The sequence below is a fragment of the Methylophaga thalassica MP genome (assembly GCF_000214595.1).
Classification (GTDB): domain Bacteria; phylum Pseudomonadota; class Gammaproteobacteria; order Nitrosococcales; family Methylophagaceae; genus Methylophaga; species Methylophaga thalassica.
In genome coordinates this window covers 1,434,048-1,457,029 of record NZ_AFIG01000001.1, presented here as the reverse complement: position 1 = coordinate 1,457,029, position 22,982 = coordinate 1,434,048, and the positions used below count along the sequence as shown (strand labels likewise).

Genomic DNA, 22,982 nt, shown 5'->3' with positions numbered 1-22,982 from the left:
AATTAATACACAGTTTTTACTATCCAAAACAAGCGTTTCAGCGTAGAGTACGCCTAACTTTTTTAGGGGTAGAGTGATGACGCAGTTTGCTACAACATTGATCGAGTCTTTAGCGATTGGTCGGTCATTTGTCTTACCGGATTTAGAGCAGTTTGTTAATGACAATTACCGCTGTATTCGTCTGCATGATGCAATGCAACTTGAGCTTGACTCCGGCGAAGCCTTTCTATTTGATTATGGTGTGGTGGTGTTTTGGGGCGTTACTGAAAACACCAAGCAATCCTTACTGACAAAAATTCAGACATTTGTTCTTGATTCAAAAATCATCCCCGACTTTGAGCAATATGCTTTTGATAGTCATACTGACACGATCAAAATGCATGCTGATAAAATCAGTTTTGCAAACGAAGACAGTATGGAACGCCTGGCCGTGTCACATGCACTCGCTCAGTCTGTCAAATTGGCTGAATTTGAACGACTGGCACAGGAAGTGATTCAAGCTCATGCTCATATTCCGGTCTCATTAGCCAAAACCGGTAAAGTGGCGATGAGCAGAAAAGCCATTGCCAAATCACGCGGGGTATTGTTTGGTGCACGTGGCGATATTCTATTGAACTATAGTTTATTGGATACGCCGGAATTTTTCTGGGATTATCCTGAGCTTGAACCCTTATATACTATGGTTTCACGCTATCTGGACGTGGTTGCCCGAATTAATGTGTTAAATAAAAAGCTGGAAAGCATTCATGAATTACTGGATATGCTGGCCAATGAGCAGAATCATAAACATTCATCGACCTTAGAGTGGATAATTATTATCCTGATCGCACTGGAAATCGTGCTGTTTTTACATTAAAAAAAAGAGCCAGATCGATAGCGATCTGACTCTTTAGAACGGGCCTATACTTTAAAACGTCCCATAAGATTCATCATATTTTCAGAGAAGTTGGTGATTTTTTTCGATATCTCATCACCAGTTTTTGAGACTTGTTGGGCTGATTCAGTTTGTTGATTCAAGCCATGCAGGTTTTTACTGATATCTTCAGCAACAGCAGTTTGTTCTTCTGTTGCTGCAGCCGTTTGAATTGCCATATCGTTAACTCGGCGAGATGATGCCCTGATCTCATCAAACACAGTAGACGCTTCCTGGAAGGTATTAGCTGTTTTATCAACATCCGTTTTACCCTGCGTAATAGCCGAAGAGGATTGGCTGACCGAGTTTTGCAGCTGCGTAATAATCTGGCTGATATCGTCTGTGCTTTGCTGGGTTCTCGTTGCCAAAGAACGTACTTCATCAGCAACAACGGCAAAACCACGACCATGATCACCCGCGCGTGCAGCTTCAATGGCTGCATTCAATGCTAATAGATTCGTTTGCTCAGCAACTGAGCTAATGACTTCTAATACCGATAAAATACTGGTGGAGTTTTGTTCGAGTTGTTGAGAGCAGTTGAGGACAATATCCATGTCTTTGATAAGCTCTGAAATACATTTATTCGATTCTTCAACAACATGTATGCCTTTTACAGCCAGTTGTGATGTTTGATCGGCTTCTGAGGCTGAGTTGGTCGCCACATTCGACATTTCTTTATTAGCCAGCGTCATTTCATGCACAGCACTGACAATCGACTCAGTAGATAAATTCAAGGTTTCATTAATACTTTTTGTTTTGTTAGACGAATCGGCCAATTGCACTGTGAGAGAGCTGAGTCCTTTGACGTTATCCAATGTGGTTTTGATTAAATCCTGTAACTTTTCAACAAAGCGGTTGAAGGATTGCGCCAACTCGCCAAACTCATCTTTTGAATTGACATCCAGCCGCGCAGTTAAATCGCCATCACCTGAGGCGATCATATCAATACGTTTGATGAGATCATTAATGTCAGAAGTGAGTTTTTTAGGGACGGTGTAACTGAAGTAAAGTGCCACAACAATGATAGCCAGCACCACGATGATGGTAACAGTCATACTTCGCTTCAAGTCACTCTTTAGCTCTTTATCCAGAGTATGAAATTTGTTGAGTAACACTTCACCTTTTTTATCAAGGATTGAACGCAGGTTCTGGAATGCTTCTTCTTCCTGCTGAGCTAATTCTTGTTGATTGGATGCTGTTGATTCGTTCACCATTTTTTCAGTGGCGATGTTCCAGTTTTTAAAGGCTTCTTCGAAGGCTTCCTTACCATTAGAAACATCAGGATAGATTTTTGTGTAATCTAAAAACTGTTCGTATCGTTGACGAGCTTGTTGAATATTATCCTGCCAGACTTTAGTTTCTACTGCTTTATCACCCCGATCAGTAAGAATATTAATTGAGGCGATTTTTGCTTGGTGTAAGTCCCTGTCTGCATTAAGAATCTTCTCATTTGCAGGCATAAATAATTCAGTCTGTAATTCTATTGCGTGATTTTGTTTACTCATCATCCATAAAAACATGGCAATGACGACAACGATCGTTAACCCCATCACGACTACGGGTATGGAGCTTTTTGTTCTAATGCTTTGCAGGTTTATATTCATTTTTTTCTACCTAGTAACGACAGAGCCATACAGGATATCGGCGCGATTTAGTTGAGGTTTAATCAAAGTTAAAGAAATCTTATAGCCCACAAAATATTGCCATTATGGGATAAGTATTGCCCAATAAACTTTTAGACTATAGCGATGTTGTATTACATTTCTGATAAAAGGACCGATTGATGATCAATGCATACGCCGCTATGAGCGCGGGTGAAGCGCTCAAACCTTATACATTTGACCCCGGCAAATTGGGAGAAAATGAAGTAGAAATTACTGTGAAGTACTGTGGTATTTGTCATAGTGATATCAGCATGATTGATAATGAGTGGGGAATGTCTTCATACCCATTAGTTGCCGGCCATGAAGTGGTAGGCGTGATTAATGCTGTTGGCAGCGAAGTCACACAATTCAGCGTTGGACAATCGGTCGGCTTAGGTTGGTATGCCGATTATTGTGAATCCTGTGAACAGTGTCATAACGGGGATGAAAACCTCTGTTCTAACTTGACCGGTACGATTGTCAGTCATCACGGTGGTTTTGCCGATAAAGTGAGAGCTAATGCTAACAGTGTGATTGCCTTACCAGAGAGTATGGATCTGGAGTCTGTTGGGCCTTTACTGTGCGGTGGTGTTACTGTCTTCAACCCACTGGTTCAATTTGGCATTAAACCGACGGATAAAGTGGCGGTTATCGGTATCGGCGGTCTTGGTCACATTGCTTTACAGTTCCTTAATGCCTGGGGCTGCGAAGTCACTGCTTTCACTAGTGAAACTAAATTACAGGAAGCCTTGGATATGGGGGCACATTTCAGCGTCGATTCACGGGACGAGACAGCGATGTCTTTATTGCCGAGAAAGTTCGATATGATTTTATCGACGGTGAATGTGAAATTAGATTGGAATCTATATCTCAGTAAATTAAAACCCAAAGGCCGACTTCACTTTGTTGGTGCCACGCTTGAGCCATTAGATTTGAAGGTGTTTAATCTTACAGAAGCGCAGCGCAGTGTCTCTGGTTCAGATACTGGCAGCATGCAAACCAGCAGTATGATGCTCGAGTTCGCTCAGCGTCATGGTGTAAAACCGGTTATTGAACGCTATCCGTTTGAAAAAATTAATGAGGCGATCGAAAAGCTTCGTGAGGGTGATGTGCGTTATCGGATTGTGTTGGAATATTGAGTGAGTCCCACTCATTCACGGTTGTTGAAATAAGCCTGTTCAGATGTTTTTTGAGCAGGCTTATCTTTATTATGTTACCCAGGGCATAAAAAACGCTTGTGGCTTGTTCTGGCATCAGCCTAAAATGGCGCACAAATTATCATCAATGGAGTTAATAACATGTCAGAACCCGTTTGGTTTAAAACCGCCGAAGCCACTGTTTTTGCCAGTGAAGATCAAGGCACAGATGCGATGCCTGAAATTTTGATTGGTAGCGTCAAAGGTCCTGCAGGTCATGCCTTTGCTAATTTAATGGGGCAAACAGAAGGCCACACGCGAATGTTTGCGATTCGTGCGACCAATCAACAAGTAAAACCAGCAACAATGATCGTGCCGAAAGTCACTATCAAATCTAGCTCATATGTTGAGTTGTTCGGTGGTCCGGTGCAATCTGCAGTGGCTGATGCCGTATTGGATAGCGTAATTGAAGGCGTGATTCCAAAAGAGCATGCAGAAGAATTATGTATCGTTGCCATGATCTGGATTTCACCCGATGCGGCTGCAAATCCAGAAGTGGATCGTAAAGATTTATACCGTACTAACTATGAAGCAATGAAGTTAGCGATTAAACGCGCAATGTCAGGCTCCCCAACCATTGATGAATTGATTGCTAACCGCAACAGTATCCATCATGAAATGTATGATCCTGAAACGGGCGAGTCTCAGTGGTAAGTGACCAGCGGTCATAATAAAAAGCCAGACAAACGTCTGGCTTTTTTGTTTGTAGTCATTCAACCGGTAACAAGCCGGACTGGTTCCTATCCGGCAAGGTTATATGATGTTCATCACAGTGTTTAATGAGCTTTTGTTCATACAACGGTGACCATCCCACCTGATTACAGTCATAGCAACGTTGGCAAACAGATAAATGGTAGCGGGGAATATAGTTTCCCTCATTACCTTGCCTGCCCACCCGAAATTCAGCATCACACATCTGGCAGTGTGTGATTTCTTCAAATTCTTCGGCCATCAGCTTATCCTTTGTTTTTAGAATGTATTTGCTTATTGGCCAGAAAGCCGACGGCCATAACTAATAGCGTAGGCTGAAGGACGGGCAAGTAAAATAGGGTCTTTACTGGCTTCTATCCCATCCGTTAATGCTAATGGGTTAAACATTGTTTGTTTGGCAAACTGTTCACCGTTGGGATCGATTGACTCAATGGTGAGTGTGCCCAATTTGACAAGTTGACGTGTCTCTGGCCAAACCATGGTTGGATCATTCACCTCATCGCCTTTTTCAGCGAGTTGTAACGCGAGAATGAATTCCGCTTTATTTTGTTTCAGACGTTTAGGTAATTCCTCAAATAGGTAATTATTACCGGCTGCAGCACGTTGTTCATCGGTTAAATATTCAGGGCCATTGACGGGAATAATCTGATAACGCCCATAGTTAACCTCACCTTCTTTATTAATGAACTTAAACGCATTGACCCCATAAAAGGGTTGGGTCGCAAAGCTAACGGGGGCTGGTTTTTCTATTTCTACAAAGGTTTTAGCTGCAGGATGACTGGCAAGAAACTGTGTAATCGGTTTGGGGGCAGGCGTATCTGGACCTGATGCAGCAACGGCATTGAGTAAGCCTAAAAAATCTTCAGGCGTGGCTACAGGGAAGCGATTAACAGAGATACTGACAATATCTGTATAGCTATTATCAGCAAGCTGAAAACGTATGGCGATACCTTTTGGAAATGAGCTCGGATTGGTATCGGCAATATCAGGAATACCGGTGGTGTTAGAAAACCGGATAGTCACTGGTGTGGATGCGGATTGCAAATGTTCAGCGCTGGAGACTGATGAAGCTTCAGCGCTGGGTGTAAACTCGCCTAAAACGACAATTCCTTTAGCATGGTTCTTTCTGATGCCTGGATGTGGACCGGCAATTGTACTTAATGTATCAACCAGTTGTTCAACGACTGGTTTATCAGTGTCATCATCTGCAAGGCTTGGGGATAGAGGAAAAAAGGTGAGGGAAGATATTAAGAAAGTATGTATAAAAAAATTGGATGAGGTAGCCATGGGTGTATTCCTGTCATAAGAAAAGTGTGAAGACGCCAATAAAATTCACATTGTAAGACTACAAAAACAGAATAATAATTCTGATAAGCATAGATATCACATACTAATAAGTCATAGAATAGGGCAAAGATAACATTGGATGTATACCCGTGAACCAAAAACGTCAAGATCACAGTATCAGCTTGTTCAAGGAAAATATTTATCAGTCCATCATTGATTCAAGTTTTGATGCCATTATCTGTAAAACATTAGATGGCATTGTATTGAGCTGGAATCCAGCGGCTGAGAGGATTTTTGGTTATACCGCTGATGAAATGATCGGCGAAAGTATGCTCAAAATTTTTCCTGAAAATAAACTTCGTGAAGAGGCTGAGATACTAGAAAAGTTAAGACGTGGTGAAGTGGTTGAACATTTTCAGACGGTTAGAAAACATAAAACGGGTCGGTTGATTGATATTTCAGTCACCATTTCGCCAGTGTTTGATGCCCTGGGTACTATCGTAGCAGCATCAAAAATTGCTCGTGATATCACCGAGCAAGTTGAAGCTATTCGATTAAGCCATGAATACCGAGCTATCGTTGAATCATCTGAAGATGCCATTTACAGTGTCTCGCTCGACGGCACAATTACCAGCTGGAACAACGGTGCTGAACATATCTTTGGTTTTAGTGCAAGTGATATTCTCGGTAAGTCAATATCTTTACTTTTTGATGATGACGATCAACAGGCAGATCATATTCTCAGAAAAATTAAGCATCACGAAAGTCTTGAGCACTACAAAACTACCAGGAAAAACAGAGATGGTTTAGTGATTAATGTGTCTGAGACAGTTTCACCCTTGCAAGATCAAACTGGCACAGTTATCGGTGGTTCTATCATTGCCAGAAATATTACCCACGATATGCAAGCACAGCAGCTTATCTGGAAACAGGCTAACTACGATAATCTAACAGGCTTAGCTAATAGAGATTTATTTTTGAAATCACTCTGCCATGAAATGGAGATGGTCAAAGAGTCTATTTCCCGTGATAATTTAGTCCTGTTATTTCTCGATTTGGATAATTTTAAAGACTTTAATGATAACTATGGTCATGATTTTGGCGATGAGGTATTGCGCCATGCTGCAGATGTTTTAACCAAAACATGTCGTAATGCTGACTTGATCGCTCGCTATGCCGGTGATGAATTTATTATATTGCTGTCCGGTGAGTTTCCACAAAAAGATCTCAAACGTTTTATGGACAGATTAATCAGTAAACTCAATGTGCCATATCCAATTAATGGCATCGATTGTCGTTTATCGGTAAGTATCGGTATCGTGCAGTATCCAAATGATGCTGATGAGATTTCAGATTTATTGAAAAAAGCCGATCAGGCCATGTATGCAGCAAAAGCGGCAGGTCGTAACCAATATCAATTTTATGTTGATGATCGTTCCACTACTATGTCGTTGGATTAATTACTAAACCGCGCATCGTGTTCTGCTTTACCCTTACTGCAGCAAATCGATTCAGAGATTTCACACCGATATTTCTATTGTTGTGCTATCAAGCGCTACAGTGAAATATCTAGTGTCATAAGCCACAAATTAAACCTCACACAAGGATTTTAATGAAACAAAAACAACTTATTATTGGCGGCCTGGTTGGACTGGCCGTTGTCTCCGGCTATTTTTACGCCGATCATGCCAAACATGAGTTTGTGAAAGAACGTATTGATACCGAGCTAACCATGATGGATGGCACCAGTCCGGTGAAGTATGGCGCACTTCAAACCTCTTTGTTTTCAAATGCAGTGACATTAAAAAATGTCACGATAGACATGTCTGGTCTGCAAAATTTAGCGGGCAATAATGCCGCTAATGTGGTGAGTATTGAATCAGTGACAGTCGATAGTGAGGTGGGATTATCCTCACTGGAATCATCCAAATTACCCAGTCAGCTCGAAGTAACCTTGAGCGGTATAGCAACAGAAGTCGATTTCAAACTCTTAGCTGAGAATAGTGTTAAACCAGCTGAGAAGGTGGTCTATCAGACCATAAACACCTTAACAGATGGCAAGCCGACGACGGATTTTTATCTGGAATATGACTATTCACCAGCAAAAGGTAATTCACTGCCATTTGTCGACATAAAGTTAAAATCCGAATTGAACAAGGTGGCAGGGATGGAAGTGAAGGCGGAAATAGAAAATATGCCGCTCGATCCTGTTGTGTTGATGTTCGGTGGCATGCAACGAGCCCTCATTCATCACTTTGAACTGGTGGTAAAAGATAAAGGTAAAACAACGGATCTGCTAATAGAAAATATGGCAAAGCAGATGAATATGAGCGAAAAACAGTTTGAAGAGCAGCTGACTGATGAGCTGAAGAAGGACATCGAATATAGCCATCAAGCCATTGAGAAAATGTTTTACAGTGCGGTTGAAGACTTTGTTGATGATCGCCATGAATTCAAGATAGCACTGACTCCAAAAACACCGATGACGATTGAAGATATTCAGAAAGTCGCTTTATTTGCAGCAGATGAAGACGAGATTGAGCGTGAATTAAATCTCAAAATCAAAGGTAAATAGATATACGTCCAATGGTAAACATCGTGGTCAAAGCTGACGGCGATGTTTACTATTTTTTATCATTAGGTCGGCTTAGATGATCAGCCACAACAGGATCCAACCCAGACATAAATTTCTCGATGCTCTTGGTATATGCATTGTCCCTGCCGATTTCTTCTAAGGTTTCATTGTGGGTCATATCCATCTTAAGCAATTCCGCTTTACTGCCAGCATCATTCACTTTATCAACAAAGCGTGCTGAATTATCACAGGCATAGGGACGCTGCAGTGAACACACAACAAGCATGGGCAGGTCATTAGCATCCACATAATTTATCGGTGACGCCTTTTGCCAGTAGCCTGCCTGTCCTCCAAACGCTTTATCGTAAAACTCAACATGCTTATGTTGCATTAGCCAGACCAAATCCAGCACCTGACTATCAATAATCAAACTACCTAACCAGCGACGAAGTGAATTTTGTTGACTAAAGGCTTGGTTGGTTGTCAGTAAGGCGAGCAAATGCGCGCCAGCGGAATGGCCCAGTAAGATACATTTATCCGCATCGCCACCCCATGCGCCGGCCTGCTTTTGTATGGTTTTTAATGCCAAAGCCAGATCGTTGGTCTGTGTGACTGGGTCTACCTCAGGGACTAAACGATAATTAGCCGAAACAATAATAAATCCTTGTTTGAGCCAGCGATCTATCTTATTTTTGATTAAACCAGTGGCTCGTTTATCGCCAAACTGCCAGGCACCACCATGAATTAAAAATAAAATGGGTGCATTGTCAGCATCTGCAGGTAAATAGATATCCATGGTTTGCAGTGGTGAGTCACCATAAGACAGATCTCGAATCATCTTGATGGAATTGTCTGCGGATAACGCAGCACAGTTCACAAGCAAAACAACAAATCCAAGCAGAATGTTCAATTTCATTATCTTATCCTTCATCACATTGTTCAGCGTTTAATTCATTAAACTTGTTTCATCTGAACCCGGCTTTCCGTTATCCTATCAATCATGATGAACATCAAAATGTTTTTATACAGTTTAATTATGATGATGGTGCTGCAATCCAGCATTGTCGCTGCTGATGTGCATCATATTATTTTCGACGAGCAAGATAATCATAGTCTTATCGATCCCATCGCCGATGATAGTCCGGATTCTGTGCATATCGATGCCGACCATCATCAATGTGGTCATAGCCACTGTGTACACTTTGTTGCTGTGCCACATATGGTGAACTTAGCCGTGTCTTCATTCAAAGACGCTTTTTTCAGTCGTTACCAATACACACCCATATCGGGCTCTATCAGCTCGATGTACCGCCCTCCAAAAGCCTGATTCTGATTTAGCACTTTCGCTCATCACCTATTCGTGATGAAAAAGTATTTATTTCAGGATCCATATCATGAAACGTATTGATACATATGGGAAAACGCCTCTACTGCGGGTGTGCCTCTATTGTGCTTTCAGTCTGTTTATTGTGTCGTTTCAGGCCCATGCTGCAACAAACACTACATTGACACTAGCTGAAGCAATTAAAAAAACCTTAAATCAAAATCCGTCACTTAACGTCTTTCCACTTCGTGAACAAGGCTTGCAGGCGGAACGTGAAACAGCGCAGCTATCACCAGCTTATCGTGTAGGGGCTGAACTGGAAAACGTCGCTGGTACAGGTCAGCTAAGTGGCACTCAATCAGCAGAACTGACGGTGTCTTTATCTTCTGTACTGGAGCTTGGTGGAAAAAAACAAGCCAGAGTCAGCGTCGTTGATCAAAAGCTGGCATTGAGTCGTATTAAACAGCAGATTGCTTCGCTTGACTTACTGAGTACAGTCACCAAAAACTATATTCAGTTGCTGATTGATAAACAGCGGATACAGCTGGCTGAAGAAGAAGTCTCACTTGCTCAAGCCACGGCTGACGAAGTGAATAAACGTGTCAGGACAGCGATTGCGCCTAAGGCCGATTATGCCCGAGCGGTGGCAGCGGTTGAGCAGGCGAGGTTAAATGTCAGACGCGTCGAGCAACGCATGCATGCCCACAAAATGGCTTTAGCCAATTTATGGGGGCAGATGCAGCCAGACTTTAATCAAGTTTCCGGCTCTCTGTTTGATTACGGTAGCAGCAGGTCATTTGAGTCTCTGTTTGAGCTGGTCAAAAATAATCCCTCGCTGGAATTTTTTGCTGCTGAAACTCGCTTAAAAGAGTCTGAAATCCGGCTGGCAAAAACGCAACAGCAGGCTGATATCGATTGGTCCGTTGGGCTTCGGCGCAGTGCTGATATGGATGAATCTGCCTTGGTAGCCGGATTTTCTATGCCGTTATTTGCAGAAAAACGTGCTGAGTCAGCAGTGAAATCAGCTCTGGCAGCAAGAAATGAAATAACTTATCACCAACAAGACTTTCTGCTGCGCATACATTCACAACTGTATCAGGCATATACGGCCCGGGAGCAGGCGATTAATGCGGCAACGACCTTGCAGCAATCCATCATTCCACAACTGACCGATGCCTTAACTCAGACCAAAACAGCTTACCAGCGAGGCCTATACAGCTATCTCGATTTCCTCACCGCAAGACAAGAGCTACTCAATGCCAAGCGTGCGCTTATAGAGACGTCAGCCGATGCTTTATTGCTCACGGCAGAAATTGAACAACTGACTGCAGAGCCGTTGTTAATTGGACAAAATTTTGAGGGAAGAAATCATGAATAAGCGAGATATGAGTCTTCCTTATTTTTTAATGTTAATCGTATTTTTTATAGTGAACATGCTATCTGTTAAGGCCGTTGTTGCCGATGATGAGCATGAACATCCGAATCATCATGAGGAAGAAGTTGCACATATTGACGAGGACATGGCGTCATTAAATTCCATCTCCACCGCGGTTGCCAGTGGCGGTGATATCAGTAAAACAATGACCCTATACGGTATCGTGACCCTGTCTCCTGAACACACCAGCCATGTGACGGCGCGATTTGCCGGTCGTATCACCCGTGTGTATGTTGAGTATGGGGATACGGTGAAAAAAGGTCAGGTATTAGCCAGTGTAGAATCCAATAGCAGCTTGCAAACCTATAATGTCACCGCACCATTGTCTGGCAGCGTAATAGCAAAACATGCCAATGCCGGTGAAGTCGTTTCTGAGCAGACGCTGTTTACCATTACTGATACGTCTACTTTATGGGCTGAGCTCAAAGTGTTTCCTTCTCAGGCGAGTCTGATTAACTCAAAGCAGACGGTTGTTTTACAGAGTGATGATATGCAAACCCGTTCTGTCATTTCCCAGCTTTTGCCCAATACCAGTGGCGAGCCATTCAGAATTGCCAGGGTGAAATTCAAAAATCCTGATGACAACTGGTTTCCGGGCTTGCTGGTCGGTGCTCAAGTCCTCATTGATAAACGTGAAGTGAATCTAAGGGTACCGCTATCCGCTTTGCAGCAATATGAAAATAAAACCGTTGTTTTCATCAAAGAAGGGGACGTTTATAAACCACTACCAGTAGCGCTGGGGATTCAGGACGATCAGTATGCCGAAGTGCTGGAAGGTTTGAATGCGGGTCAAGAAATAGTGACTGAAAACAGTTATCTGATAAAAGCCGATCTTGAAAAAGACGGCGCTGAGCACAGTCACTAAACTCAAGGAGACGTTATGATTGCTTCAATTTTACGTTTCTCTATTGAGCGACGTGGTCTTATATTGTCATTAATTATCTTACTAATGGCAGCTGGTGCTTGGAGTTACCAGCATTTACCTATTGATGCGGTACCGGATATCACCAATGTGCAGGTACAGATTAATACCAAAGCTGAGGGGTATTCGCCGTTAGAAACCGAGCAGCGTATTACCTACCCCGTTGAGCGGGCGCTGGCGGGTATTCCTCAGTTGTCGTATACACGATCGATTTCTCGTTATGGTCTATCGCAGGTCACCGTCGTATTTAAAGAGGGGACGGATTTATATTTCGCCCGAAATCTGCTGAATAACCGTCTGGCTAGTATCAAAAGTGAACTGCCTGATGGCTTGGAGCCCGAAATGGGGCCGATTGCCTCCGGATTGGGTGAGATTTTTGTTTATACCGTTTCTGCTCAACCAACAGCCCGACAAGCCAATGGTCAACCCTATGATATGACGGCGTTACGTGAAATACAGGACTGGATTATTCAGCCCCGGTTAACGCGTGTACCAGGGATTACCGAGGTCAATACGATAGGCGGCTATGCTAAGCAATACCATATCCAACCTGATCCACAAAAAATGCTGGAGTTTGGTATCAGCTTTGGCGACATCCATCAGGCATTAAAAGCAAACAATAGTAATCGTGGTGCCGGTTATATCGAGCGTTATGGTCAGCAATTACTGGTGCGTTCTCCAGGACAGTTACAAACCATCGATGATATCGAGCAGGTCGTGGTGAAGCAGATGTCAGGCACGCCAATCAAGATTATGGATATTGCTGATGTCGCTATCGGTAAAACGCTAAGAACCGGCGCTGCTACCCAGAATGGTCAGGAAACGGTGATGGGCACGGCGATGATGCTGATAGGGGAGAACTCACGTGAGGTCGCCAAACGGGTTGCTGCTGAGTTAAACCAGATTCAGTTGACGCTACCTGACGGCGTTATTGCCGAAGCGGTATATGACAGAACTACACTAGTCGATAAAGCGATTACCACCGTTCAGAAAAATTTACTGGAAGGCGCATTATTGGTCATTGTGGTGTTGTTTTTATTACTGGGTAATATTCGCGCCGCATTTATCACTGCCGCCGTGATTCCACTTGCCATGTTGGCAACCATAACTGGCATGGTTCAGGCTGGTATTTCTGCCAACCTGATGAGTCTGGGCGCACTGGATTTTGGCCTGATTGTCGATGGTGCAGTGATTATTGTGGAAAACAGTGTGCGGCGTTTATCACTGGCTCAGTCTGGTCGTGATGCAGTTTTACCATTAAATGAACGGCTGGCGGTTGTGTTTGATGCGAGCAATGAAGTAATTCGACCCAGCTTATTTGGCATGTTGATTATCACACTGGTTTACATCCCTTTATTCACCTTGACTGGGGTGGAAGGCAAGATGTTTGAACCCATGGCAGCGACAGTCGTACTGGCTTTGCTGGCAGCAATGATGATGTCTCTGACCATTGTGCCTGCCGCTGTGGCTGTGTTTATGAAAGGCAAAGTCAAAGAAAGTGAAAGTCTGATTATTTCTGCCAGCAAATCGATTTACCGGCCGCTGTTGATATGGAGTCTGAAGTTACGTTGGTTGGTGATAGTTGCTGCGTTTGTGTTGGTGGCCTGTTCACTCATGTTGGCATCAAAAATGGGTACAGAGTTTATTCCTCAGCTCAATGAAGGCGATATTGCCTTACATGCCTTACGCACCACCGGTACCAGTCTGCAGCAATCGATAGACATGCAGGAAGTACTGGAACAACGGCTGAAACAGTTTCCACAGGTGGATAAGGTCTACGCCAAAATCGGTACGCCTGAAGTAGCGACCGACCCTATGCCACCGAATGTGGCTGATACCTTTCTAATATTAAAGCCAAGAAAAGACTGGCCTAATCCGGCATTGCCAAAGTCAGCGCTTATCAAGCAAATCGAGACAGCTGCGAAGGACTTGCCTGGCAATAACTATGAATTCACCCAACCCATTGAGATGCGTTTTAACGAGTTGATCTCAGGTGTCAGGGCCGATGTGGCCATAAAAGTGTTTGGTGATGATCTGGAACAGCTTAAACAATCAGCACAATCGATTTTAACTATTATCAAAGAGATACCAGGCCAAGCGGATGCCAGACTGGAACAAGTCAGTGGTTTACCAATGGTCTCAGTAGAACCCAAACGCCTGGCGCTATCGCGTTATGGCCTCAGTGTGGATGACTTGCAGACTATGCTGTCCACCGCGATTGGTGGTCAGGATGCGGGGTTAATCTATGAAGGTGATCGACGCTTTAAACTGGTTATTCGATTAGCTGATGAACGACGACAGGATATGGCGGCACTCTCTGAGTTACCCGTGTCTTTGCCTTCTGGTCGTTATGTGCCGTTATCGGAGATAGCAACCATTAAACTTGTTGATGTGCCAAGCCAAATCTCGCGTGAAAATGCGAAACGTCGTGTTGTGGTCACAGCCAATGTCAGAGATCGTGATCTGGGATCTTTTGTGCAGGAAGCTCAGCAAAAACTTGGTCAGCAACTGACATTACCTGATGGTTACTGGCTGGAGTTTGGTGGTACCTTTGAACAGCTAGCCTCAGCCAGTCAACGGCTGGTTATCGTAGTACCTGTCACCTTATTTGGTATTTTATTGTTATTGGTGACCATGCTGAGGTCTGTTAAGGATGCCGCTATTATCTTCACCGGAATACCGTTGGCCTTAACTGGTGGCATTGTGGCTTTATTGTTAAGGGATATGCCTCTATCGATTTCAGCGGCTGTCGGTTTTATTGCCCTGTCCGGTATTGCTGTATTAAATGGTCTGGTGATGTTGTCATTTATACGAGATGACTGGCATCAAAACGGTGATCTCTATAAAGCGATTGTGGATGGTGCCATGTTACGTTTGCGTCCGGTAATGATGACAGCGCTGGTAGCCAGTCTCGGTTTTGTGCCGATGGCGCTTAATACCGGCACGGGGGCTGAAATACAGAGGCCATTAGCAACAGTGGTCATCGGTGGCATTATTTCATCAACCTTACTTACTTTGGTTGTTTTGCCGACCTTATATTGGCTGGTTCACCGTCGTAAAGCTTAGCTGAAAATGGCATCAGGGCTGCAGCAGCAGCCCTGATGCCATCATGGGTAAAAATCCCAGTCTTACGCAGGCAAATATCGCTGGCACCATCTGTGTTCTCGTCGCTAAAGTAGTTATATGTCACTGACACATAATTAAAAAGGAGAGAGACATGCAGACACATCAATTTAATGATCAACACATCAACTGGCAACGACTTGAGGTTTTCGATAACTTTCAATATTCCATTCTAGATATTGACCGTGATAATAAAGTCGTAGAAGTGATATTCAAATTCGCAGCCAACGATCCGATTGTGTTACACCGCCATTGTGCGGTTAACCATACTTTTGTCATTCAGGGGGAGCATTGTTTATATCACGCTGATGGGACATTAAAAGAAAAACGTCCAACGGGCAGCTATACCATCAGCCAACCCGATCCTGAGCCGCATAGAGAGTGTGGTGGTGAGGAGGATACGGTAGTTTTATTCAGTATACGTGGGACAGAAGGGCCAATGTATGAAATTCTCGATGATGAGCAGAATATCCTGGCTGTCTTCACTATGAATGAATTTGAAGGTTTGTATCAGGCACAGCAATCAGTTCCATCAGCGTAACGTTTTATGCCTCTAACAGGATTATGATACAAGGGATATTGTGTTTAACAATAAATTGCTTTATATCGTCAGCCCAGTCTTTTACATCCGTTAGAGGAATATAAAATGAAAATGCTCATCCCGTATTTAGCTGCTGCTTTATTCAGTTGTTCTGCTTTTGCTGATGAAGTGGATATGGCAGGCTTGCAGCTTGGCATGACCCTCGATGATGCAAAAAGTGCTCTGCTCAATTACGGTGTCAATGCCAGTGAGATTGAAGAAGAAAAGCAGTATTACACCTATAATGATGGAGCGAAGACTTATAAAACGCCGAGTTTTATTCATAGCTTATCTGCCAATATTGAGGAAACCGAGCAGGGTCAGCGTCGTGCGGATAGCTTTAAGTTGATATTTACGCCCTTACCAAAAGCAGGTCGTTTAGTTGCCATTTATCGTGTCTCTGAAAACCATGTTGATCCCGTCACGGTCGCTGATTATCGTCAATCACTTATTGAGCAATATGGTCAGCCCTTTGATAATGCCGGACCACTGGACTGGATTTTTCCGCAGGGCAAACTCAATTGTTTGGGCGCATCCAGTTCACAAATCACCCCACCACGAACATTGAATGCAGACACCATTATGGGGCTGGTATTCAACAAAGAGGGTAGCCGTTATCAAGTGAATGATTTCAGAAACCCTGAAGTAAAAAGTCTGGATGAGTGTGCAAGCTGGATGAGCTTTCAATTTGGCACAATGGACGAACAACCCGCTACCAATATCACAGCAACGATGGTTGATGTGCCAGGCTGGGTTGAGGCGTATGAAGCTGCTATGGAGTGGGTAGGCGAGTTAAAGCAGGAAGCGCTTGATAAACGTAATGCGGGAAAAACAAGTCCACAATTATAGGCCTTGTGAAGCATTCACCTTGCCAGTGTGACATTGTCAGTTGAATTATTAAATAATAATGAATATTATTTGCATATGTTAATTAAATGCAAATAGGTGAGTAATGATTGCAGTTATTTATGGTTCAACCACAGGTAATACCTCAGACGCAGCAGTAAAAATAGCCAAAATCCTGGGTGAAGATCAGGTTGAGCTATTTGATGTAAAAGATGTCGGACTGGCGGCGCTGGAGTTTTTTGACAATATCATCTTTGCTATCCCTACCTGGGATTATGGTGAGGTGCAGGCAGACTGGCAGGATGTCTGGGACGAGATTGATGAAGTCGACTTCTCCAGTAAAACCGTGGCCTTTCTCGGAATGGGTGATCAATTTGCCTACGCCGAGTGGTTTCAGGACGCAATGGGTATGTTGCACGATAAAGTGCTGGCTAGAGGGGCTAAAGTTATTGGTCACTGGCCTGTGGAGGGGTATGAGTTTGATGCCTCAAAAGCCTTGACGGCTGATAAGCAGTTTTTTGTTGGCTTAGCTTTGGATGAAGACTGTCAGCCAGAACTGACGGAAAGTCGACTCAATCAGTGGTGTCAGCAACTGAAATCGAGCTTATTGAAAGCAGCATAAATTTGACTGAGGACGGTTTCAAACTGGAGCCGTCTTTTCATTCTGTCAGACGTTCAGAATCCCTCGCGAGCTCATCGGGCAAGTGAAGACTTAAAAAATCGACCCAACTACTGGTTTTTGCATCCAGATAAGCCCGCGATGGGTAGAGAGCATAGACATTAAATAACGTGCCTCGATAGTCAGGTAATACCCGTATCAATGAACCTGATGCTAACTCATCAACGACACTGAATATAGGAATCATCCCTATTCCCATACCATGCATAATTGCTTGTTTCACGGTGCTGCCTACATTGACTTGAAAGGGCGAATTTTTAATATCAACGCTGGCGTCGCCAATGGCTGAGGTTAGTTCCCAGTAATCTAATGGCAGCACGCTAGAAGCCATTTTTATACCCTGATGTTGCTCTAAGTCAGCCGGGTTTGTAGGCATGCCGTGCTCGGCTAAATACGCTGGGGAGGCACATAAGATGCTGTAGGTCTGACCAATCACTTTTGCTATCAGGCTGGAGTCAGGCAGTTGTGGCGCCATGATGATCGAGACATCAATACCTTCCTCAATCAACTCAGGAATACGGTTTGCCAGTGTGATATCAAAGGAAACAGCCGGATAAAGTTCTCTATAGGCGCTAACGGCTTTGACAAGATATTTGTTTGCCAAGGCCGGCATTGCATGAAGTCTAAGTCGTCCAACCGGATTCATCTGAGCATCCCGTGCTTCCGCTTCAGCTTCTTCCACATTCGCTAATATCTGTTCACATCGCAGCAGGTAGCGTTGGCCGGCTTCAGTTAATGCGATTCGACGCGTAGTTCTGTGTAATAAACGAGTGCTAAGGTGCTGTTCTAAGGCCGATATAGCACGTGACACATTAGCTGAGCTGGTTTCCAATCTTTCTGCTGCCTTAGTAAAACTGCCGCTTTCATTTACCTGTAAAAAGGTTTTCATTGATTCAATGGTATCCATTTATCACCTATTGTTACGAATTTTGTAACAATTATTAACATTAAATACTGTTTATTGGTAGTTTGATAAGAAATAAAATAGCCAACCATTTGTCATTTAAAGCGTATTTTGAGTCGATTGTGAAAACGTTATTTCATCTTTTCCCTTACACGATGTTGCTACTTTTGTCTGCTTGCATCAGCTCTGAGGGTATTATGCCGCAGAGTGACGTGCCGGTAGATAACACCTTCCAATTAAGCGAATATGTGCAAGAAATACAAGAAGATGCGGCGTGGCCGATAGAACAGTGGTGGCAATGTTTTCAGGATGAACAACTTAATCAGTTAATGCAGCTTGCCGTCAGCCAGAGCCCATCGGTGCAGGAAGCACAAGCAAGGATTCGACTGGCGACGTCATTAGCAGCACAGACCGATGCTACTTTATCGCCAACAATGGATGCTGAAGTTCAAATTAACCGTAAACGTTGGCCGACGGATTATTTCTATGGCCCGGGCGAGTTGGGCGGTACCACCAGTTGGAATAATACAGGCTTACTCAGCCTCCACTATGATCCTGATATTTGGAATAAAAACTCACTGCAAAGTGAAGTGGCATTAAGTGAGATTAAAAAGCAAACAGCAAAAAGCCAGATAGCGAAGCTGAATATCGAATCCGCATTAATGTCTTCATATATTGAACTGTCACTGAATCACGATGAGCTGGAACTGGCTCAGCAGGCTGTGAACACCTATCAAGAGAAGCTTGATGTGATAAAAGCACAGCTGAAAATGGGCTTGAATACCGAAGTTGCGGTACATCAGGCTGAAACGCAGCTTGCTGACGCCGAGGCAAAACTTGAAGCAGTTAAGGATCATATTGTGATAGCCAAACATGCAATTGCGGCCTTATTAGGTGAAGGCCCAGCTTTTGCTGACAGTCTAAAACCACCACACTTAACGATAACAGAAGAGGTGTCTTTACCCAGTCATATACCAGCTGAATTACTTGGGCATCGTCCGGATGTGGTGGCAAGCCGCTGGTTAGTGTTCAGTGCGAATAAACATATTGATATTGCTCATACTGCTTTTTATCCGAATATTAATCTTTCCGCTGCTATCGGTTTCATGGCTGTTAACGGAAGCGTATTAAGTGTTTTTAGTCATGACAAACTGACCTACGACGCAGGACCAGCCATCTCTCTGCCGATTTTTGATGCAGGCAGAATTAGAGGTGAGTTATCTGAAGCAACGGCCAGTTATGATATGACAGTGGCTCTGTATAAAAAAACCTTAACTGAGGCGATGCAGCAAATTGCAGATAGCGCCGTCTCACTGAAAAGTTCGCTGACACAATCAGCAACACTGGCCTCTGCTATTAAGGCGTCACATCAAGCATATCTACATGCAAATGACGCCTATGAAGTGGGGCTGACGGATTATTTACCCGTACTGGAGGCCAAACTGGTCTGGTTACAGCAACAGCTTTTTTCTCAACAAATAAATGCGCAGGTGCTGCAATATCGGGCTGACCTCATTATTGCATTAGGCGGAGGGCTGACCACAGAGGATGATGGTCCAAAACAAGCTGCACTTCGGTATCAGGAAAAACCTTAATGGCTTCCAGCAGCGTGTTGACGCTAAAACAGGCAGCAAAACAGTGGTTAAATGAAGATGGACTGACCTGGAATTTTATTATTCAGGGTTTGGTCGCTTTATTTCTGACTTTATGGCTTGCCATGCGACTGGAGTTACCACAACCTGCCGTGGCCTGTATCACGGTGGTTATTGTCATGCAGCCACAGAGCGGGCAGGTGCTGGTCAAGGGATTATTTCGCTTTCTAGGCACCTTGATTGGTTGTGTTGTGATGCTCATTCTGGTTGCACTAGTCGCTCAGGAGCGTGTGTTGTTTCTGTTAGCTGTAGCTGTGTGGATTGGTCTTTGTGCTGCTGGGGCAATGGCATTTCGGGATTATCGTTCCTATGCTTTTGTGCTGGCGGGCTATACAGCCACATTGATTGGCATTCCGGCCATACAAAGCCCAGATATGGCCTTTATGTTAGCGGTGTGGCGAGTACTGGAAATTAGCCTTGGTATATTCATTGCCACGGTGATCAGTGCCACCCTATTTCCACAAACATCGGGTCAGGCAATTCAAAAAGCGGTCAGCCAGCGTTTTGGTGACTTTGCTGATTTTATTGTTACCAGTCTGGAAAACCCCGAGCAGCAGGCAGTGTATGAAAACAAAATGATGCTGTTTGCAACGCAGTCTGTAGGTTTGGAAAATCTTAGGTATGTCAGTAGTATAGAAGATTATTCTACCAAGTTACGTAAACAACGGTTGGCGCGTTTAAACCAGGAGTTTATGCAGTTAACGACCCATTATGCGGGCTTGCATATGCTTTTGAATCGTATCAGACAGGATGCACCAACGTCGGTAATAGTGGCTATTGAACGCTGTTTAAAGACGATCAAACAGACATTGCTGCCTGTTCGTCATGCCACGTTGACCTCGCAACAGGCTGCTGATCTGGCAAATGAAATTTTTTCCCGTCAAGCACAACTGAGACAGAAAATTCGTGAAGAGCGACAGTTTCTTCCTGGTCATATCAGTGAAGCAGATCAGCGGGATTTTGACACGGCCTGTGAGTTAATTTTTCGTTTGTTTGATGAAATGCGATTGTATTGTGAAACACAGTCCACGCTGGCGGCTGATCAACATCATTACGAACGACAGCGTGTGACATTCAGTACCAAAATGAACCCTGTTGGTGCACTGATAACTGGATTAAGAACCAGTCTTATCGTTTTGTTATTTGGCACATTTTGGATTGAAACTGCCTGGCCAAGTGGTAGTACATTCGCGATGGTCGCTATTGCGATTTCTGCCATTGTGACCACAACACCAAACCCGGCCAGATCAGCCAAACAGATCACCCTGGGAACCATATTGGCAGCGCTGAGTGGCACACTTATTAATTTGCTTCTGCTACCGCATTTGGATGGTTTTGCTTTGTTGTGTTTTGCTCTTGCTGTTCCCTTGATAGTGGGACTTTATCTTTCCACTAAACCAAAATATACCGGTTATGGCATGGGCCTACTTATCTTCTTTTGTTTAGGTGCTATTCCGCTCAACCAAGCGGTTTACGATACAGCGGCGACCTTAAATAACTATATTGCCTTGATACTGGCTCAGAGTATGGTGGCTGTGATTTTGACCGTTATTATTCCTGCTGATAATCGTTTCGTCTGGCAACGACTGAATAAGGAAATGCGTCATCAAATAATGGCTTTATTCAACCGTCAGCGTTCTCAACGTCGCCATCAATTTGAGAGCCAGACACGGGACTTATTAAGTCAGTCCTATGGCTTTGCCGGTGACTCACCACAACAATATAAAAAATTATTAAAAACCTGCTTCTCAGTGCAGATAGTCGGCCATGCATTGATGGAGATCGATGATGTTGAACAACGACTTTCATCATCAGGTGGGCTGAATGACGATTGGAAATGGTATAAACAGGGATTAAATAAAGCGTTGATAACGGTGTTTGAAAAACCTGCTGCCAATCACAGGATAAGTGCTTTAGGGCATCTGGATAAAATGATGGCCTGGTTGCAGCCATATACCTCAGACATTGTGCATTTTGATGAATCTATTCCTAAACAGATATTGAGCTATCTGCACTTTATTAGAAACGTCTTGCTTGATAACTACCTGTTTGCTGAGCCTTTACCTGCTGGAGTGAAGTCATGATGGATGTGATGCGTGAGTGGAGTATCTCTGGTGTGATCTTTCCTGCCATCACTGGCCTGTTTGTTTTGAGTTTAATGCTGATGTGGTTATTGGATATGCTGTTTGCCCGTTTAGGTGTCTACCGTTATGTCTGGCATCCGGCACTGTTTAAACTGAGTGTGTTTGTCTGTTTATTTTGTTTCACTGCTTTTATGGTCTATCAATAGCATGAAGAAGTTTATAAGTTATCTTGTCACCTTATGTTTTTTTCTGGCCGCCAGTTTTCTGGCCTACAGCTTATGGCAGAAGTATATGCATTCACCCTGGACACGTGACGGGCGTGTGCGTGCCGAGATTATTAATGTCGCACCAGACGTGTCAGGTATCGTTACTGAAGTGGCTGTCAAAGATAATCAGGAAGTGAAAAAAGGGGATTTGCTGATGGCAGTAGATGCGGAGCGTTATGCCTTAGCTGTCAAAAATGCAGAAGCAGTGGTTGCAAACAAAAAAACACTTCTGGAAATGTATCAGGCCCAGGCCAAACGCCGTCAGGCCATGGATAAACGCACGGTTTCCCGTGAAAGTAAGATTGATGCGGATCACCAATCCTCGGCAGCACTAGCCGATTACCATTCGGCAGTGGCGAAGTTGAATGCGGCTAAACTGGATTTGGAAAGAACGAAAGTTTATGCAAAAACAGATGGTTATATAACAAACTTAAATGTCTACGTAGGTGATTATGCCCACACAGGACAGGCGATGATGGCATTAATCGACAAACATTCTTTTTGGGTATACGGCTATTTTGAAGAGACAAAACTGGCTTTACTCAAAGTGAATGATCCTGTCGATGTTGAACTGATGAATGGGGTAATACTCAATGGTCATGTTGAGAGTATTGCCAGAGGCATTTATGACAGTGACAATCCGGAGAGTCGTGATCTGGTAGCGGATGTGAATCCCACTTTCAACTGGGTTCGTCTGGAGCAACGTATACCGGTGCGTATCGCTTTAGATGATGTTCCCGAACAGACGCTGCTGGCTGCGGGTATGACTTGTACGGTGATTGTGAAAAATAATAAAGCTGACATTGAGCCTGCCGCCACAGGTTCAATGTCAGCGAAGTAAC

Annotated in this window: 21 protein-coding genes; 16 read left to right on the top strand and 5 right to left on the bottom strand. The window is 43.8% G+C overall.

What is annotated here, in order from left to right; translation table 11 throughout:
- The first annotated feature begins 76 nt into the window (after window positions 1–76).
- Complete coding sequence (locus MAMP_RS06865) at window positions 77–856, top strand: RMD1 family protein (protein ID WP_007145289.1); 780 nt, start codon at window positions 77–79, stop codon at window positions 854–856.
- A gap of 44 nt (window positions 857–900) precedes the next feature.
- Here the strand turns inward: MAMP_RS06865 and MAMP_RS06860 are convergent, their stop codons facing one another.
- Entirely contained in the window at window positions 901–2,517 is a 1,617-nt protein-coding gene (locus MAMP_RS06860) for a methyl-accepting chemotaxis protein (protein ID WP_007145288.1), read from the bottom strand.
- Between the two features lie 179 nt (window positions 2,518–2,696).
- On the opposite strand from MAMP_RS06860, the gene ahr reads away from it, so the two are divergent.
- Together ahr and fae are read left to right on the top strand one after the other, a co-directional pair.
- Window positions 2,697–3,695: an NADPH-dependent aldehyde reductase Ahr gene (ahr, locus tag MAMP_RS06855; protein WP_007145287.1), complete on the top strand. Its 999-nt coding sequence runs from the start codon at window positions 2,697–2,699 to the stop codon at window positions 3,693–3,695.
- Window positions 3,696–3,854: 159 nt separating this feature from the next.
- On the top strand, window positions 3,855–4,406 hold the full coding sequence (gene fae / locus MAMP_RS06850) for a formaldehyde-activating enzyme (RefSeq protein WP_007145286.1): 552 nt from the start codon (window positions 3,855–3,857) through the stop codon (window positions 4,404–4,406).
- Between the two features lie 55 nt (window positions 4,407–4,461).
- Here fae and MAMP_RS06845 read toward each other — a convergent pair whose 3' ends face one another.
- Both MAMP_RS06845 and MAMP_RS06840 read right to left on the bottom strand, forming a co-directional pair.
- A complete protein-coding gene (locus MAMP_RS06845; protein WP_007145285.1) occupies window positions 4,462–4,704 on the bottom strand; it encodes a hypothetical protein in 243 nt (80 codons plus the stop codon).
- A 32-nt stretch (window positions 4,705–4,736) separates the two neighbouring features.
- The gene (locus tag MAMP_RS06840; protein ID WP_007145284.1) at window positions 4,737–5,750 is read right to left on the bottom strand and encodes a catalase family peroxidase; all 1,014 of its coding nucleotides are present in this window, start codon (window positions 5,748–5,750) and stop codon (window positions 4,737–4,739) included.
- Between the two features lie 149 nt (window positions 5,751–5,899).
- Here MAMP_RS06840 and MAMP_RS15670 point away from each other — a divergent pair, with 149 nt between their 5' ends.
- Both MAMP_RS15670 and MAMP_RS06830 read left to right on the top strand, forming a co-directional pair.
- A complete protein-coding gene (locus tag MAMP_RS15670; protein ID WP_007145283.1) occupies window positions 5,900–7,210 on the top strand; it encodes a sensor domain-containing protein in 1,311 nt (436 codons plus the stop codon).
- A 152-nt stretch (window positions 7,211–7,362) separates the two neighbouring features.
- Window positions 7,363–8,325: a hypothetical protein gene (locus MAMP_RS06830; protein WP_007145282.1), complete on the top strand. Its 963-nt coding sequence runs from the start codon at window positions 7,363–7,365 to the stop codon at window positions 8,323–8,325.
- 49 nt (window positions 8,326–8,374) lie between these two features.
- Here the strand turns inward: MAMP_RS06830 and MAMP_RS06825 are convergent, their stop codons facing one another.
- Window positions 8,375–9,241 carry an alpha/beta hydrolase gene (locus MAMP_RS06825; protein ID WP_007145281.1) on the bottom strand — a complete coding sequence of 289 codons (867 nt, stop codon included), beginning with the start codon at window positions 9,239–9,241 and terminating at the stop codon, window positions 8,375–8,377.
- Window positions 9,242–9,340: 99 nt separating this feature from the next.
- Here MAMP_RS06825 and MAMP_RS06820 point away from each other — a divergent pair, with 99 nt between their 5' ends.
- From MAMP_RS06820 to fldB, 7 genes are all read left to right on the top strand, one after another.
- On the top strand, window positions 9,341–9,652 hold the full coding sequence (locus MAMP_RS06820) for a hypothetical protein (RefSeq protein WP_007145280.1): 312 nt from the start codon (window positions 9,341–9,343) through the stop codon (window positions 9,650–9,652).
- Window positions 9,653–9,719: 67 nt separating this feature from the next.
- The gene (locus tag MAMP_RS06815) at window positions 9,720–11,027 is read left to right on the top strand and encodes a TolC family protein (RefSeq protein WP_007145279.1); all 1,308 of its coding nucleotides are present in this window, start codon (window positions 9,720–9,722) and stop codon (window positions 11,025–11,027) included.
- The gene (locus tag MAMP_RS06810; protein WP_007145278.1) at window positions 11,020–11,949 is read left to right on the top strand and encodes an efflux RND transporter periplasmic adaptor subunit; all 930 of its coding nucleotides are present in this window, start codon (window positions 11,020–11,022) and stop codon (window positions 11,947–11,949) included. The genes MAMP_RS06815 and MAMP_RS06810 overlap by 8 nt, the downstream gene beginning before the upstream one ends.
- Before the next feature lie 15 nt (window positions 11,950–11,964).
- Window positions 11,965–15,072 (top strand): efflux RND transporter permease subunit, encoded by a 3,108-nt coding sequence (locus MAMP_RS06805; RefSeq protein ID WP_007145277.1) that lies wholly within the window; start codon window positions 11,965–11,967, stop codon window positions 15,070–15,072.
- A gap of 151 nt (window positions 15,073–15,223) precedes the next feature.
- Window positions 15,224–15,670: a cupin domain-containing protein gene (locus MAMP_RS06800; protein ID WP_007145276.1), complete on the top strand. Its 447-nt coding sequence runs from the start codon at window positions 15,224–15,226 to the stop codon at window positions 15,668–15,670.
- Between the two features lie 105 nt (window positions 15,671–15,775).
- Window positions 15,776–16,558, top strand: a complete 783-nt coding sequence (locus tag MAMP_RS06795; RefSeq protein ID WP_007145275.1) for a hypothetical protein — start codon at window positions 15,776–15,778, stop codon at window positions 16,556–16,558.
- Between the two features lie 103 nt (window positions 16,559–16,661).
- The gene (gene fldB, locus MAMP_RS06790; protein ID WP_007145274.1) at window positions 16,662–17,177 is read left to right on the top strand and encodes a flavodoxin FldB; all 516 of its coding nucleotides are present in this window, start codon (window positions 16,662–16,664) and stop codon (window positions 17,175–17,177) included.
- Between the two features lie 37 nt (window positions 17,178–17,214).
- Here the strand turns inward: fldB and MAMP_RS06785 are convergent, their stop codons facing one another.
- Window positions 17,215–18,141, bottom strand: a complete 927-nt coding sequence (locus tag MAMP_RS06785; RefSeq protein WP_007145273.1) for a LysR family transcriptional regulator — start codon at window positions 18,139–18,141, stop codon at window positions 17,215–17,217.
- Between the two features lie 152 nt (window positions 18,142–18,293).
- Here MAMP_RS06785 and MAMP_RS06780 point away from each other — a divergent pair, with 152 nt between their 5' ends.
- Genes MAMP_RS06780 through MAMP_RS06765 form a run of 4 tightly spaced genes read left to right on the top strand, consistent with a single transcriptional unit; the run spans window position 18,294 to window position 22,981 of the window.
- On the top strand, window positions 18,294–19,733 hold the full coding sequence (locus MAMP_RS06780) for an efflux transporter outer membrane subunit (RefSeq protein WP_272941594.1): 1,440 nt from the start codon (window positions 18,294–18,296) through the stop codon (window positions 19,731–19,733).
- Window positions 19,733–21,874: an FUSC family protein gene (locus MAMP_RS06775; protein WP_007145271.1), complete on the top strand. Its 2,142-nt coding sequence runs from the start codon at window positions 19,733–19,735 to the stop codon at window positions 21,872–21,874. Before MAMP_RS06780 ends, MAMP_RS06775 begins: the two co-directional genes overlap by 1 nt.
- Entirely contained in the window at window positions 21,871–22,080 is a 210-nt protein-coding gene (locus tag MAMP_RS06770) for a DUF1656 domain-containing protein (RefSeq protein ID WP_007145270.1), read from the top strand. The genes MAMP_RS06775 and MAMP_RS06770 overlap by 4 nt, the downstream gene beginning before the upstream one ends.
- 1 nt (window position 22,081) lies before the next feature.
- A complete protein-coding gene (locus MAMP_RS06765; protein WP_007145269.1) occupies window positions 22,082–22,981 on the top strand; it encodes an efflux RND transporter periplasmic adaptor subunit in 900 nt (299 codons plus the stop codon).
- The last annotated feature ends 1 nt before the right edge of the window (window position 22,982 follow it).